Consider the following 14,437-nt stretch of genomic DNA (forward strand, 5'->3'; position numbering starts at 1 on the left):
ATGGATGATGCATCCAGCGAATTTGTGGCACGCGAGGACAAGGCCGTCTATGAAACGGACGAGCCCGTTCTCTACAGCGTGGACAAGGGCATTGCCACGGTCACCATGAATCGACCCACGTTCAACAACGTGCAGAACTCGCAGATGACCTATGCGCTGGATGCAGCCTTGCGCAAGGCGACCGACGACGACGACGTCAAGGTCATCGTGCTGCGCGGTGAGGGCAGGCACTTCAGCGCGGGTCACGACATCGGCACGCCCGGGCGAGACATCAACAAGCCCTTTGACCGCGTGCACCTGTGGTGGGATCACACCAACAAGCCCGGTGGCGAACAGCTGTTTGCCCGCGAGCAGGAGGTCTACCTGGGCATGTGCCGGCGCTGGCGCGAGATACCCAAACCCATGATTGCCATGGTGCAGGGGGCATGCGTGGCGGGCGGTCTGATGCTGGCCTGGGTCTGCGATCTGATCGTGGCCAGTGACGATGCGTTTTTCCAGGATCCCGTGGTGCGCATGGGCATTCCCGGTGTGGAGTACTTCGCCCACGCTCACGAGCTGCATCCGCGTATTGCCAAGGAGTTCCTGCTGCTGGGTGAGCGCATGCCGGCAGAACGCGCCTATCAGATGGGCATGGTCAACCGCGTGGTGTCGCGTGCCGAGCTCGAGGACCAGGTCTATGCCATGGCCCAGCGCATGGCGGCACAGCCGCGTCTGGGCCTGGCGCTGACCAAGATGGTCGTCAACAAGGCTGAAGAGCTGCAGGGCCTGCGCTCCACCATGGACATGGCTTTTGGCTATCACCACTTTGCTCACGCACACAGTCAGGCGATGGGCATGGGGCAGCTGGGCGGCCAGGACGCCAGGTCCATGGCAAAGGCCAACAAAGAAGAGTCAAAGGCATGAGCAATATGAACGATATGGGCAGTCTGCGCACTCCTATCTGTGACCTGCTGGGGTGCCGCTATCCCGTCATCCAGACTGCCATGGGCTATGTGGCGGGGGCTGATCTGGTGATCGGTACGACCAATGCTGGCGGTTTTGGCTTCCTGGCAGGTGCCACCATTCCTGCCGACAGGATCGAAGCCGAGATTCTGCGTGTCAAGCGCGAGACCGATGATCAGCCTTTCGGGCTGAACTTTCACATGTTCCAGCCCAATGCCCAGCAACTGCTGGATCTGGCTGTGAAATACCGTCTTCGTGCTGTGAGCTATGGCCGCGGTCCGGACAAGAAGGTGATAGGCCGTCTGCGCGAAGCCGGCATCGTCTGCATGCCCACAGTGGGGGCTCTGAAGCACGCTCAAAAGGCGATCGAGATGGGGGCCAATGCCATCACCGTGCAAGGGGGAGAGGGGGGAGGCCATACCGGCAGCGTTCCCACCACGGTGCTGCTGCCTCAGGTAGTGGATGCGGTCGATGTGCCCGTGATTGCTGCAGGCGGCTTTTATGACGGCCGTGGCCTGCTGGCTGCTCTGGCCTATGGCGCATCGGGTATTGCCATGGGCACGCGGTTCTTGATGACCAGTGATTCCAAGGTGCCCGCTGCCACGCTGCAGCGCTATCTGGCTACAAAGGATGCGGAAAAGATCGCCATCTCCCATCTGGTCGATGGCATGCCCCAGCGCATGATCCCCAACGAATATCTGGCCATGCTGGAAAAAGCCAGTCCCGTGAAGCGCTTGCGCATTGCCCTGAGTCTGGCGTTGCAGTGGAAGGCCGAGACCGGCATGACCACGGGCCAGGCCTTGAGCATCTTCATGAAGGCCATGCGCGAAGACTCGTCTTCCGTGGCTCAGACCGTGATGGCTGCCAATGCTCCCATGTTGCTGCAGCGCTCCATGGTTGACGGCAATCCCGCAGAGGGCGTGATGTCTGCCGGCCAGGTGGCTGCTCTGATTGGCCGGCTCGACAGCTGCGAGGAGGTGATTGGCGGCATTGTCCGCCAGGCCATGGACCGTCGCAACGCATTGAACGCATTGACTCCCGCATAACAACACGCCAACAAGACTGGTATATGTCCACTCAACAATTTCACTCCAATATTCATGACAACGGTGTGGCAGAGCTGGTGATCGACCGTGCTCCCGTGAATGCCTTGAATGCCGCCGGCTGGAATGGTCTGGCCAGGGAAATCCAGGCGCTGGGCGATAGAGCCGATGTGCGCGTGATCGTCATCCGTGCCGAGAACCGCGGCTTCTGCGCGGGTGTGGACATCAAGGAGCTAGCGACCAACGACAAGCTCATCATCGATGTGAACGCAGGCAACTACGCCACGTTCAAGGCAGTGCACCTGAACAAGGTACCCGTCATCACCGCCGTGCACGGCTTTGTGCTGGGCGGCGGAATCGGCATCTGCGGTGCATCGGACATCGTGATCGCCGCAGAAGACGCCACTTTCGGCCTGCCCGAGGTGGACCGAGGAGCCATGGGCGGTGCCGCCCATCTGCAGCGCATGTTCGGCGTGCAGAAGACCCGCTATCTGTTCTTCACGGGCGAGATGATCGCTGCGGCAGAAGCCCTGCGCCTGGGGGCCATAGAGCGTGTAGTTCCCCGTGAGCAGCTGCGCGACGTCGCCATGGAGATCGCCAACAAGATTGCCGCCAAGAGCCCCGCCATGATCCGCATCGCCAAGGAGGCGCTGACCGGCATCGAAGATGGCAATCTCGAAGACAAATACCGCTGGGAGCAGGGATTCACCCTGCAAGCCTATATGAGTCCAGATTCCGCCGAGACGCGTAGCGCCTTTGTGGAAAAGCGCGACGCCAAATTCTGAGCATCACTAGCGCGAAGAGGAAACAACCATGGATTTGACATACACCCCAGCGCAGAAGACCTTCCGTGCCCAGGTACGTGAATGGCTCAAGAACAATGTGCCCAAGGAACGACTGCAGAGCTATGACACCCGAGAGGGGTTCGAGCAGCACCGCCAGTGGGAAGCCAGGTTGGCCAGCGCCGGCTACAGCGCCGTGACCTGGCCCAAGGACCTGGGCGGCAGCGGCTGCGACCTGACCGAATGGCTGATATTTGAGGAAGAGTACTGGGCAGCCGATGCGCCATCCCGCGTGAACCAGAACGGTATTCTGCTGCTGGGCTCCACGCTGATGGAATTCGGCACGCCCGAGCAGAAGGCCCGTTTTCTGCCCCGTATGGCCCGCTGCGACGATATGTGGGCCCAGGGTTGGTCCGAGCCCAACGCCGGCTCGGACATGGCTGCCATCAGCAGCCGCGCCACACGCATGGGTGACAAATTCATTCTGAACGGTCAGAAAATCTGGTCTACCCGCGCCATCTTTGCAGACTGGGTGTTCGGCCTGTTCCGCAGCGACCCGACATCGAGCCGCCATCATGGTCTGAGCTACATACTGGTGCCCTTGAATACGCCCGGCATCACCGTGCGCCCCATTCGTGCCATCAATGGCCGCGAGCACTTTGCCGAAATCTTCTTCGACGATGTCGAGGTACCCGTGGAGAACCTGCTGGGTGCAGAAGGCAAGGGCTGGCATGTGGCGATGGCGACGGCCGGCTTCGAGCGCGGCCTGCTGCTGCGCTCTCCCGCCCGCTATCAGCGCAGTGCGCAGAAGCTGCTGGACCTGTATCTGCGCAATCAGGTCGATGCCGACCGCGACCACTCCATTCGCGACGCTGTCCTGCGTGCCTGGCAGGGGGCGGAGGCATACACGCTGTCCTCCTATCACACGGTAGGCCGCCTCAACAAGGGCGCACAGATTGGCGCCGAAGCCAGCACCAACAAGATTGTCTGGTCCGAGCTGGACATCATGATTCACGAAACCGCGATGCGCATTCTGGGCGCGCGTGCCGAGCTCATCGATGACGCCGAGGCCAACGAATGGCTTGAAGGTTTCCTGTTCTCGCAGGCCGGTCCCATCTACGCGGGCAGCAACGAGATCCAGCGCAACATCATCGCTCAGCGCATGCTGGGTCTGCCCAAATCCTGATCGGCAGGGAGACAACCATGGACTTCACCTTTACCGAAGATCAAATCGCATTCCGTGACTCGATCAGCCGCTTTCTGATGACCGAAGCAGCCCCCGAGCTGCTGCGCGACATCTGGGAAACTCCGACCGGTCGCAGCCCCGAGCTGTGGGCCAGGATTGCAGAACAAGGCCTGATGGGCCTGTCCGCCCCCGAGGCCGATGGCGGCATGGGCATGGCCGATGTGGACTGGGCACTGCTGCTGCAGGAAGTGGGTTATTACGCTCTGCCCGATTCCTTGACCGACACAGCCTATGTGGCCGTGGGCATGCTGAGTGCATTGCCGCAAGGACATGAGAGCCGTGTCTGGCTGTCCAGGATTGCCGAAGGCAGCTGCCGCGTGGCCGTGGGCCATCCCGTCAACCCCAATGTGGCGGACGCCGCACTGGCCGATGTGCTGTTGCTGCCCCATGCCACGGCCACCGGCCTGGAACTGCACCTGGTCAGGCCTGCACAGTGCGAGATCACGGCACTGGGCAGCATCGACTCCTCGCGCCGCCTGTCACGGGTGCGCTGGACGGCATCCGATGCCACGCGCTTGCTCGATGGAGCTCAGGGTCGGAAGGTCTGGGACACTGCCGGCGAGCGCGGGGCACTCGCCGCAGCTGCCCAGATGCTGGGCCTGGCCCAGCGCATGCTGGACCTGTCGGTGGACTATGTGGCACAGCGCAAGCAGTTCGACAAGGTCATCGGCAGCTTTCAGGCCGTGCAGCACCACCTGTCGGACATCGTCACCAAGATCGAGTTTGCCAAACCAGTGCTCTACCGTGCCTTCTATGCGCTGCAGCACGGCGAACCCGATCTGGCCGTGCGCATCTCGCACGCCAAGCTCCAGTGCAGCGAAGCGAGCTGGTTTGCGGCACGCAACAGTCTGCAGGTCCATGGCGCCATGGGTTACACCTGGGAAGTCGATCTGCAGATGTTCATGAAGCGCGCCTGGGTACTGGACGCTGCCTGGGGCGACAAGGCATACCATGCGGCCCGCCTGACTCAGGGGCTGCTGCGCAGTCCCAATGCCCCCGTGGGCCCCGGATCGACTTTTGATCGAGAAATCGATTCATGTGCCTCCTGCTCTGCGCAGGATGCGGTGAAGAACATTGCTGAAGAGGTGGCTGCATGAGCGCCCAGGCCTATATCGTTGATGCGCTGCGCTCTCCTACCGGCAAGCGCAAGGGCTCTCTCGCCACCGTGCACGGCGCCGACCTCGGCGCCCATGTGATCAAGGCGCTGGTCGAGCGCAACGACATTCCCGCAGCCGATTACGACGACGTGATCTTTGGCTGCGTGGACACCATCGGCTCCCTGGCCGGCGACATTGCCCGCACTTCCTGGCTGGCAGCCGGTATGCCCTTGAACGTTCCCGGCACCACGATCGACCGCCAGTGCGGCTCCTCCCAGCAAGCCATTCACTTTGCGGCCCAGGCCGTGATGAGCGGCACGCAGGACGTGGTGCTGGCCGGTGGTGTGCAGACCATGACGGCCATTCCCATCTCCTCGGCCATGCTCGCCGGCCAGCCCCTGGGCTTTACCACGCCGTTTGCCGAGAGCAAGGGCTGGCAGGCCCGCTTCGGCAACGCGCCAGTGAACCAGTTCTATGCCGCCCAGCGTATTGCCGACCACTGGGGTGTGAGTCGTGCCGATATGGAAGTGTTTGCCAAGGAAAGCCACGACCGCGCTTTGAATGCGATTGCCGATGGCCGCTTCGACCGTGAAATCGCCCCCTTTGGCGCTTTCAGGATGGACGAGACGGCTCGCCTTTCCACTCTGGAGAAGATGGCCACGCTGGAGCCGGTGGACCCCAGCTATCCCTCCATCACGGCAGCCGTCTCCAGCTCCACCTGCGATGCAGCGGCTGCCGTGCTGGTGGTGTCCGAAGCCGCTCTCAAGCGCTACAACCTCAAGCCCCGCGCCCGCATTCACCATATGAGCGTGCGCGCCGATGACCCCATCTGGCACCTGACCGCTCCGATTCCCGCCACGGAATATGCGCTCAAGAAGGCTGGCATGACCATGTCCGACATCGACCTGGTCGAGATCAACGAGGCCTTCGCTTCCGTGGTCATGGCCTGGCTCAAGGAGACCGGCTACGACCATGCCAAAACCAATGTCAACGGCGGCGCGATTGCGCTCGGTCATCCACTGGGGGCCTCGGGCGCAAAGCTCATGACCACACTGCTGCACGAGCTGGAGCGCACGGGCGGGCGCTATGGGCTGCAGACCATGTGCGAAGGTGGTGGTCAGGCCAACATCACCATCATCGAACGTCTCTGATGGCGCTGATGCAGGCACCGCAGTGCCTGCATGCCTTGGAGTTCAGGTGTTAGCGGTTTAGCAGGTCGTCCAAAAAAATCAACGGAGACAAAGACATGCAAGACAAAGCGACGGATTCAGATCGCAGAGCATTCCTGGCCGGGGCAACTGCCACGGCGGCAGCACTGGGTCTGCCGGCAGCGCAAGCGCAAGTCGGCACCAGGACCGTTGCGCAGGCCGATGCCATCACCATGGCAGCGCAGATGCGCAAAGGCGATGTCACGCCGCTGGAGGCTCTTGATGCCGCCATTGCGCGCGTTGAAGCCTTGCCCAAGCTCAATGCCGTGGTCATCAAAGACTACGAACTGGCCCGCGCGCATGCCAAGAAGCTCTCGGCCATGGGCCGCGATGCACGCAAACAGGCGACTGACAAAGCCCCGCTGTGGGGTCTGCCGTTTGTGCTCAAGGACCTGGGCCTGAGCATGGCAGGAACCGTGACCAGCAATGGTTGCCGCTTCTTCAAGGATGCTGTCGCTTCGCAGGACTCCACGCTGGTGACGCGCTACAAGGCTGCGGGTCTCAACATCTTTGGCAAGACGGCATCTCCCGAGTTCGGCATGACGACCACCACAGAGTCAAGGCTTTACGGCGTCACGCCCAACCCCTGGAACACCGGGCATACCACGGGCGGTTCTTCCGGTGGGACTGCCGCTGTGGTGGCGGCCGGCATTCTGCCCGTGGGCCATGCCAGCGATGGCGGCGGCTCCATCCGCATACCGGCCGCACATTGCGGCCTGTTCGGACTCAAGCCCAGTCGTGGACGTGTGCCTGCAGGGCCGGGAGCGCTGGATGGCGCAACGGGTTTGTCGGTGAACCACGTCATCAGCCGCAGCGTGCGCGACACTGCCTTGCTGCTGGACTTGAGTGCTGGGCCCGAATTCGGCTCGCGAGTGCGACCTCCCTCTGATGTTCCACGCGGCTACCTTGAAGCGATGCACCAGCCCGAGCACAAGCTGCGTATTGCCGTCTGGCGCAAGAACTACTTCGGGATTCCCGTACATGCCGAATGCCTGGAGGCCGTGGACAAAGCAGCCAAGGCCTGCGAGGCCCTGGGGCATTTTGTTGAAGAGGCCATGCCAGAGCTGCCGGTGAACGAAATTTTTGGCGGCATGGGTACAGGCATGTCGGCAGGTCTGCTCAGCGCCATCGAATACCGTGAAAAGCAGCTGGGCCGCGCTGTGCGCGAAGACGAGATGGAGCCGTTGAACTGGGCCGCGTTGCAGGCCGCGAAGAAGGCCTCGGCGCTGGATCTGTACCGTGGCCGCGCAGGCTTCGACAAGGCGGGGCAATTGATCGATGCATTCCTGTCCAGGTACGACCTGATTCTGACGCCAACCACCGTGGTGCCTGCACAGAAACTGGGCGTGCTGCGACTCGATCAGCCTTATCAAAGCTATGCCGCCGAGGCCATGAACTCCTCCGCCTTTACCTCGCTGTTCAACATCAGCGGTCATCCGGCCATGTCCGTGCCGCTGCACTGGACGGCAGACCACCTCCCTGTGGGTTCCCACTTTGTCGCACCGTTTGGTGGCGAAGGCCGCCTGCTGCGCCTGGCGGCGCAGCTGGAGCAAGCACTGCCATGGGCACATCGCGTGCCGGATCTGTCCGCACTCAAGGCTTGAATGCCCAGCAGCAAGAAGGAGGAGAGCATGGAATCAGTGAATCAAGGTGTGGATCGTCGCGGCTTTATTCAGGGCGCAGGTGCCGTGGCCGCAGCAGCAGCCATGCCGGCAGTGGCTGCACAGAAGAAAAATGAGGCGACGGCGGTGGACGGCTACGCCTGGGCAGAACAGATCCGCCGGGGCGATATCACGCCGCTGGAAGCGCTGGAGGCGGCGATTGCACGCACGCAGGCCTTGCCCAAGCTCAATGCAGTGGTCATCAAGGACTACGATCTGGCACGTGATCAGGCCAGGCAGATGTCGACTCTGGGCAGCGCTGCGCGTGCCGAAGCCACAGCCAGGGCGCCCATGTGGGGCGTGCCCTTTCTGCTCAAGGACCTGAACCAGTATCTGAAGGGTACGGTCACCACCAATGGCTGCCGCTTTTTCAAGGGGGCCGTGGCAGAGTACGACAGCACCCTGGTTGCACGCTACAAGGCGGCCGGGCTCAATATCTTCGGCAAGACGGCATCGCCCGAGTTCGGCCAGACGCCCACGACCGAGTCCTTGCTCTATGGCAAGTCGCCCAACCCCTGGAATGCTGCCCATACGACAGGCGGCTCCTCGGGTGGTGCGGCATCGGTGGTTGCCGCAGGCATTGTGCCCGTGGCCCATGCCAGCGATGGAGGCGGCTCCATCCGCATTCCCGCTTCGCACTGCGGCCTGTTCGGCCTCAAGCCCAGCCGCGGCCGTCTGCCTGCCGGTCCGGCCAATATGGAAGGCTGGATGGGCTTGTCCATGAACCATGTCATCAGTCGCAGCGTGCGCGACAGCGCTCACCTGCTCGATCTGACGCAGGGGCGTGAGCCTGGCTCGCGCACCGTGCCGCCGCGCGACGTGGAAGGCAGCTATCTGGATGCCCTCAAGCAGGCGCCCAAGAAGCTCAGGATCGCCGTCTGGACCGGAAACTACTTTGGCATTCCCGTACATGCGGACTGCCAGGCGGCGGTGGACAAGGCCATCAAGGCCTGCCTGGCGCTGGGACATGAAATCGAGGAAGACATGCCGGAGTTGCCTGTGGCTGAGGTGTTCTCGGGCCTGGGCGTGGTGACATCCGTGGGCATGATGGCCAGCATCCGTGCACGCGAAAAGCTGCTGGGTCGCGCAGTGCGCCAGGATGAGGTGGAGCAGGTGGACTGGCTGTATCTGGAAAAGGCCAGGTCCTATACCGCCGAGCAGATGCTGATGGCGCGTACCAACTTCGATACGGCCGGCCAGATTCTGGACCGCTTCTTTCTCAAGTACGACCTGATCCTGACTCCCGTGATGGCCGTGCCGCCACCGCTGTTGGGTGTGCTGACGCTGGACCAGCCTTATGACTCATTCGCGCGCGAAGCCGTCAAGGCTTCGCCCTATACCGCGCTTTTCAATATGACAGGCCAGCCCGCCATGTCTGTGCCCATGCACTGGACCAGGGACAACTTGCCTATAGGCGCGCACTTTGCTGCGCCGTTTGGCCGCGAAGGGCGCCTGTTGGCGCTGGCAGCGCAGCTGGAACAAGCCGTTCCCTGGGCGCATCGTCAGCCCGATCTGTCGGTTTTCAAGGCGTGATTTCAAGAGCGCAGACAGGCTGCGGGCCTGCTCTGCACAGCAAGCAAAAGGGGAAACAAATGGGTATTTGCAACCAGAGAACCGTCGTCATCACCGGTGCAGGCGGTGGCCTGGGCCGCGCTTATGCGCTGGCCTTCGCGCAAGAAGGTGCAAATGTGGTGATCAACGACATCCGTGCCGAAGCCGCTCAGGCCGTGGCCGAGGAAGTCAAGGCCGCTGGCGGCAAGGCGCTGGCCAACACGGGTGACATCACCACTGTGGCCGGAGCGCAATCGATTCTGGATGCGGCACTGGCCGCCTTTGGCGATGTGCAGGTCATCGTCAACAACGCGGGCGTGCTGCGTGACCGCATGTTCCTGAGCCTGTCCGAAGAGGACTGGGATATGGTCATGCGCGTGCATCTGCGCGGACATTTCTGCATGGCCAAGGTGTTTGGCGGCTACTGGCGCGATCAGAAGAAGGCCGGCAAGGACGTGGATGCGCGCATCATCAACACCAGCTCCGGCGCGGGCCTGCAAGGCTCCATCGGTCAGAGCAACTATGCCGCAGCCAAGGCCGGCATCGCCGGTCTGACTCTGGTGCAGGCCGCGGAGCTGGCGCGCTACGGCATCACCGCCAACTGTCTGGCACCTGCTGCGCGCACGTCCATGACCGAAGGCGCCATGCCCGATATGGTCAAGAAGCCCGAGTCCGGCTTCGACGTCTGGGACCCGATGAATGTGGCCTCCATCGTCGTCTGGCTGGGCAGCACCCAGTCCAGGCATGTGACGGGCCGCTGCTTTGAAGCCAAGGGCGGCGAGCTGTCCGTGGCCGACGGCTGGTTCACCGGCAAGATCAATGACAAGCAGGCGCGCTGGGAGCCTGCCGAGCTGTCAGCTGTGGTCGATCAACTGATCGCCGAGGGCAAGGCCCCTCAGAAGGTCTACGGGACCTAAACAGAAGAAACAGCCGGGGCATGGGGCCCGGCCTTCCCATTCGATGAAGAACTCAGGACGCGAGCCATCATGGATTTAAGTCTGAACGAAGAACAAAAAATGATCGCCGAGAGCGCCGCGGTGTTTCTGCAGGAAAAAAGCAGCACGGCGCAGGTGCGCAAGGTTTCTGAAACCGAGGGCGGGCTGGACCGTGCCCTGTGGCAGGAAGTGCTGGACATGGGCTGGTGCAGCGTGGCCCTGCCTGAAGCCGCAGGTGGCATGGGTCTGGGCTGGCGCGAGCTGGTGCTGCTTCAGGAGCAGATGGGCTATCACCTGGCCTGCGTGCCGTTTTTTGATGCTGTTGTCGCGGTGACGCCTTTGTGGCAGGCGTTGAGCCAGACCGAGCAGGGCCTGGGCGTGGTGGAGCGCCTGGCCACCTCGGGCCGGATCTGCGTGCTGGGCATGACGGTGCGCGGCGAACTGCCCGAGGCCGCGATCGTGAAGCTCGAAGGCGATGCGCTGGTGCTCAATGGCCAGTGGAGTCAGGTGGGATCAGGCGCACATGCCGATGTGTTCCTGCTGCCCGCTACCCTGCCTTGCGGCTCGATGGGCCTGCTGGAGGTGCATGCCAAGACCGAAGGTCTGAGCGTGCAGGCGCTGGCGACGGTGGACGCCACACGCAGCAGTGCCGATGTCATGGCCGTTAATGTGAGATTGAGCGGCGCTGCCGTGCTGATGCATGGCGAGGCGCTCAGGAGCCTGTGGGCGCAGACGCGCAATCTGGCGGCCATCGGCTTGGCGGCTGAGCAGGTCGGCGTGGCCGAGCGCGCGCTGAATCTGGCTGTGGAATACACCAAGGAGCGCCAGCAGTTCGGCAGGGCCGTGGGCAGCTTTCAGGGCGTCAAGCACCGGGCAGCGCAGATGCTGGTGAAGGTGGAGACCGCTCGTTCTGCCGTCTATGCAGCAGCTTTCATAGCTGATACCGCTGACGGCACAAGCGATCTGAGCTACTTTGCGGCTCAAGCTCGCACAGATGCAACGGAGGCTGCTCTCTTTTCCACGCGTGAAAGCATTCAGTTGCACGGCGGCGTGGGATTCACCTGGGAGTTTGATCCGCATCTGTTCTTCCGCCGCGCGCAGGCATCCAGCCAGCGCATGGGCACGGTGGAGCAGTGGCGCGAGCTGGTGGCTGCGCGTTTGTTGGACGAGAGCGTGACGGAGGCCGCATGAAGATGCAGGAGTCGGAAATCAATGAAGCCTTTCGCGCTGAAGTGCGTGAATGGATGACGCAACATCTGGCAGGGCGGTTCGCCCCGCTCAAGCATGCCAGCGGTCTGGGGGCCGAGGGTTATGACGCACAACTGGCCAAGGAGTGGGAGCAGGAGCTGGCCAAGGGCGGCTGGACGGGGCTGGGCTGGGAGGCCCGGTATGGCGGCCGTAACGCCCCGCTGGCCCAGCAAGTCATCTTCCACGAGGAGTATGTACGCTGCGGTGGCCCAGGCCGCATCGGTCACATTGGCGAGACCCTGCTGGCCCCCACGCTGATGGCTTTTGGCACGCCCGAGCAGAAACAGCGTTTTCTGCCTGGCATTCTGGCCGGTACCGACTATTGGGCTCAGGGCTACTCAGAGCCCGGCGCGGGCTCCGACCTGGCGGGCATTCGTACCAAAGCCCATCGTGATGCGGCCACGGGCGAATGGGTGATCAACGGTCAGAAGGTCTGGACTTCCTGGGCCCATGAGTCCGAATGGGTGTTTGTGCTGGCTCGCACCGACGAGGTCGGAGCGAGCACTGCCAGCCCCCGCCATGCGGGCATGGTGCTGCTGCTGGTGCCCATCAAGCAGGCCGGCGTGGAGGTGCGTCCGATTCGCCAGATCACCGGCACCTCGGAGTTCAATGAAGTTTTCTTCGACGGTGCACGTACCGACGGCACCCTGCATCTGGGCCCCGTGGGCGATGGCTGGAAGGTCGCCATGTATCTGCTGGGCTGCGAGCGCGGTGCGTCCACTCTGGGCCAGCAGGCGCATTTCCGTCATGAGCTGGACCTGATCCTGGCCCTGGCCAGGCGCAATGGCGCGGCCCGCGATCCGCTGATCCGTCAGCGCCTGGCCAAGGCCGATATGGGCCTGCAGACTCTGCGCGCCCATGCGCTGCGCTCCAGCGATGAGAGCACGCCCTTCCGTGTGGCTTCCGTATCCAAATATGCATGGTCCAACTGGCACCGTGATCTGGGAGAGCTGGCCATGGATGTGCTGGGCGAGCAGGGCGAACTGGTGCTCAAGGATCCGGCGTTCAGCGCTTTGCAGCAGCTATGGCTGGTCAGCCGTGCCGACACCATCTACGCAGGCACCAACGAGATTCAGATGAACCTCATGGCCGAACGCGCACTGGGCATGCCGCGCTGAGCGAGTGCCCTGGTGCTCGGTCATTGGAGTAGGTGAATACGCTGAGTGGCTCCAAAGAAGATGCTGTGAACCGCAGGTTCTTCCTTGTGGTTTGCAGCATTTTCTCCTTTGAAATGTCCTTCCAGCGACACTAGGGAATGACCTATCGTCCAAAGTGACGATGCTGCAGCGCAGCGGGAGCCGGAAGATCAGGGTAACTACCTTCTGAATGACAAATGACTAGCGCTCCCTTCTACGTTGCTCCCCACGGCCTGCTCAAAGACAAAACTGTGCTCGTTACCGCTGCTGCTGGCGCCGGTATCGGCTTTTCAGCTGCAAAACGAGCAGCGGAGGAGGGCTGCAAGGCCTTGTTCATCTCCGATGTGCATGAGCGCCGGCTGGCCGAAGCCGTGGAGCAGATCAAAAAGGACACGGGTTTGACCCAGGTCTTTGGCAAGCTCTGCGACGTGAGCAGGGAAGAACAGGTTCAGGCGCTGATCTCCGAAGCCGACAGCGCCATGGGCGGGATCGATGTGCTGATCAATAACGCGGGTCTGGGCACCAGTTGCAAGGTCGTCGACATGGGCGATGACGAGTGGAACAAGGTCATCGACATCACGCTGACCGGCACCTTCCGCATGACGCGCGCAGCGCTCAAGCTGATGCAGCCACGCGGCAAGGGCGTGATCGTCAACAACGCCTCGGTGCTGGGCTGGCGCGCCCAGACCGAGCAGGCTCACTACGCAGCGGCCAAGGCAGGCGTGATGGCCCTCACGCGCTGCTCGGCGCTGGAAGCGGCCGAATTCGGCATCCGCATCAACGCCGTGGCACCTTCCATCGCCATTCACGCCTTTCTCAAGAAGTCCGCCTCTGAAGAGCTGCTGGCCAAGCTGTCCGAGAAGGAAGCCTTTGGCCGTGGTGCCGAGCCCTGGGAAGTAGCCAATGTGATGATCTTCCTGGCCAGCGACTACTCCTCGTACATGACGGGTGAAGTGGTGTCCGTCAGCTCGCAGAGGGCCTGAGCATGAATGCAGTCGCAGACAAGATGCTGTTTGACTCGGCAGCCTCGGTGCAGGCATCGGTGGGACGTCAGCTGGGCGAGACCGAATGGGTGCAGATCACGCAGGAGCGCATCAATCAGTTTGCCGATGCCACGGGCGATCACCAATGGATTCATGTGGACCCGGAGCAGGCCAGGAGCGGCCCGTTCGGCGCCTGCGTGGCCCATGGATATCTGACGCTGTCGCTGGCCAATCTGTTTTTGCCTCAGCTGGTCAGCTATCAGGGGCTGAAGATGGGCGTCAACTATGGTTGCGAGAAGGTGCGTTTTCCGGCTCCGGTGCTGGTGAACAGCTTCGTGCGTGGCAGTGGCGAGGTGGTGGCGGCGACCCCGATCGGGGAAGACGGCGTACAGGTCACGATCCGAATCACCGTACAGGTCAAGAATCAGGATAAACCCGGCTGTGTGGTTGAAACCATCAGCAGGCTGTTCTTTATCCCGGAAAATTGAGTGTGTGCAAGCGCCTGCTTCGGTGGGCGGTTGCATTTTTTTGTGAGGAGGGACGAGCCACCGACAGAGTGGCCGACCTCGATACGGCAGCAAAAGCTGCCCAGGGCGCGACGAAAA

At 62.4% G+C, this 14,437-nt stretch carries 13 protein-coding genes; all 13 read left to right on the forward strand.

The window, feature by feature from the left end; genetic code table 11:
• The 13 genes from NOX35_RS07445 to NOX35_RS07505 all read left to right on the forward strand — a co-directional run bounded on the left by NOX35_RS07445 (position 1) and on the right by NOX35_RS07505 (position 14,320).
• Positions 1-903, forward strand: coding sequence for an enoyl-CoA hydratase (locus NOX35_RS07445; RefSeq protein ID WP_182286202.1), 903 nt, complete (start codon positions 1-3; stop codon positions 901-903).
• Positions 900-1,988, forward strand: coding sequence for a nitronate monooxygenase family protein (locus NOX35_RS07450; RefSeq protein WP_182286203.1), 1,089 nt, complete (start codon positions 900-902; stop codon positions 1,986-1,988). The genes NOX35_RS07445 and NOX35_RS07450 overlap by 4 nt, the downstream gene beginning before the upstream one ends.
• A gap of 23 nt (positions 1,989-2,011) precedes the next feature.
• Entirely contained in the window at positions 2,012-2,770 is a 759-nt protein-coding gene (locus tag NOX35_RS07455) for an enoyl-CoA hydratase family protein (RefSeq protein ID WP_182286204.1), read from the forward strand.
• Positions 2,771-2,798: 28 nt separating this feature from the next.
• Positions 2,799-3,953 carry an acyl-CoA dehydrogenase family protein gene (locus NOX35_RS07460; protein WP_182286205.1) on the forward strand — a complete coding sequence of 385 codons (1,155 nt, stop codon included), beginning with the start codon at positions 2,799-2,801 and terminating at the stop codon, positions 3,951-3,953.
• Between the two features lie 17 nt (positions 3,954-3,970).
• On the forward strand, positions 3,971-5,110 hold the full coding sequence (locus NOX35_RS07465) for an acyl-CoA dehydrogenase family protein (RefSeq protein WP_182286206.1): 1,140 nt from the start codon (positions 3,971-3,973) through the stop codon (positions 5,108-5,110).
• Positions 5,107-6,261 (forward strand): acetyl-CoA C-acetyltransferase, encoded by a 1,155-nt coding sequence (locus NOX35_RS07470; protein ID WP_256496252.1) that lies wholly within the window; start codon positions 5,107-5,109, stop codon positions 6,259-6,261. The genes NOX35_RS07465 and NOX35_RS07470 overlap by 4 nt, the downstream gene beginning before the upstream one ends.
• A 95-nt stretch (positions 6,262-6,356) precedes the next feature.
• Positions 6,357-7,922, forward strand: coding sequence for an amidase (locus tag NOX35_RS07475; RefSeq protein ID WP_256496253.1), 1,566 nt, complete (start codon positions 6,357-6,359; stop codon positions 7,920-7,922).
• Complete coding sequence (locus tag NOX35_RS07480; RefSeq protein ID WP_371878523.1) at positions 7,923-9,512, forward strand: amidase; 1,590 nt, start codon at positions 7,923-7,925, stop codon at positions 9,510-9,512.
• Between the two features lie 59 nt (positions 9,513-9,571).
• Positions 9,572-10,447 (forward strand): SDR family oxidoreductase, encoded by an 876-nt coding sequence (locus tag NOX35_RS07485; protein ID WP_256496255.1) that lies wholly within the window; start codon positions 9,572-9,574, stop codon positions 10,445-10,447.
• A 69-nt stretch (positions 10,448-10,516) separates the two neighbouring features.
• On the forward strand, positions 10,517-11,656 hold the full coding sequence (locus NOX35_RS07490) for an acyl-CoA dehydrogenase family protein (RefSeq protein WP_232538140.1): 1,140 nt from the start codon (positions 10,517-10,519) through the stop codon (positions 11,654-11,656).
• Complete coding sequence (locus NOX35_RS07495) at positions 11,653-12,831, forward strand: acyl-CoA dehydrogenase family protein (protein WP_256496256.1); 1,179 nt, start codon at positions 11,653-11,655, stop codon at positions 12,829-12,831. The genes NOX35_RS07490 and NOX35_RS07495 overlap by 4 nt, the downstream gene beginning before the upstream one ends.
• Positions 12,832-13,046: 215 nt before the next feature.
• Complete coding sequence (locus NOX35_RS07500; RefSeq protein WP_256496257.1) at positions 13,047-13,832, forward strand: SDR family oxidoreductase; 786 nt, start codon at positions 13,047-13,049, stop codon at positions 13,830-13,832.
• A gap of 2 nt (positions 13,833-13,834) precedes the next feature.
• Complete coding sequence (locus tag NOX35_RS07505) at positions 13,835-14,320, forward strand: MaoC family dehydratase (protein ID WP_182286213.1); 486 nt, start codon at positions 13,835-13,837, stop codon at positions 14,318-14,320.
• Positions 14,321-14,437 lie beyond the last annotated feature (117 nt).

The organism is Comamonas sp. C11, from assembly GCF_024496285.1.
Classification (GTDB): Bacteria; Pseudomonadota; Gammaproteobacteria; order Burkholderiales; family Burkholderiaceae_C; genus Comamonas; species Comamonas testosteroni_F.

Bases quoted from the DNA above. Each gene is read 5' to 3' on its own strand.
- NOX35_RS07445 (WP_182286202.1), top strand. From the start codon at position 1: ATGGATGATGCATCCAGCGAATTTGTGGCACGCGAGGACAAGGCCGTC.
- NOX35_RS07450 (WP_182286203.1), top strand. From the start codon at position 900: ATGAGCAATATGAACGATATGGGCAGTCTGCGCACTCCTATCTGTGAC.
- NOX35_RS07455 (WP_182286204.1), top strand. From the start codon at position 2,012: ATGTCCACTCAACAATTTCACTCCAATATTCATGACAACGGTGTGGCA.
- NOX35_RS07460 (WP_182286205.1), top strand. From the start codon at position 2,799: ATGGATTTGACATACACCCCAGCGCAGAAGACCTTCCGTGCCCAGGTA.
- NOX35_RS07465 (WP_182286206.1), top strand. From the start codon at position 3,971: ATGGACTTCACCTTTACCGAAGATCAAATCGCATTCCGTGACTCGATC.
- NOX35_RS07470 (WP_256496252.1), top strand. From the start codon at position 5,107: ATGAGCGCCCAGGCCTATATCGTTGATGCGCTGCGCTCTCCTACCGGC.
- NOX35_RS07475 (WP_256496253.1), top strand. From the start codon at position 6,357: ATGCAAGACAAAGCGACGGATTCAGATCGCAGAGCATTCCTGGCCGGG.
- NOX35_RS07480 (WP_371878523.1), top strand. From the start codon at position 7,923: ATGCCCAGCAGCAAGAAGGAGGAGAGCATGGAATCAGTGAATCAAGGT.
- NOX35_RS07485 (WP_256496255.1), top strand. From the start codon at position 9,572: ATGGGTATTTGCAACCAGAGAACCGTCGTCATCACCGGTGCAGGCGGT.
- NOX35_RS07490 (WP_232538140.1), top strand. From the start codon at position 10,517: ATGGATTTAAGTCTGAACGAAGAACAAAAAATGATCGCCGAGAGCGCC.
- NOX35_RS07495 (WP_256496256.1), top strand. From the start codon at position 11,653: ATGAAGATGCAGGAGTCGGAAATCAATGAAGCCTTTCGCGCTGAAGTG.
- NOX35_RS07500 (WP_256496257.1), top strand. From the start codon at position 13,047: ATGACTAGCGCTCCCTTCTACGTTGCTCCCCACGGCCTGCTCAAAGAC.
- NOX35_RS07505 (WP_182286213.1), top strand. From the start codon at position 13,835: ATGAATGCAGTCGCAGACAAGATGCTGTTTGACTCGGCAGCCTCGGTG.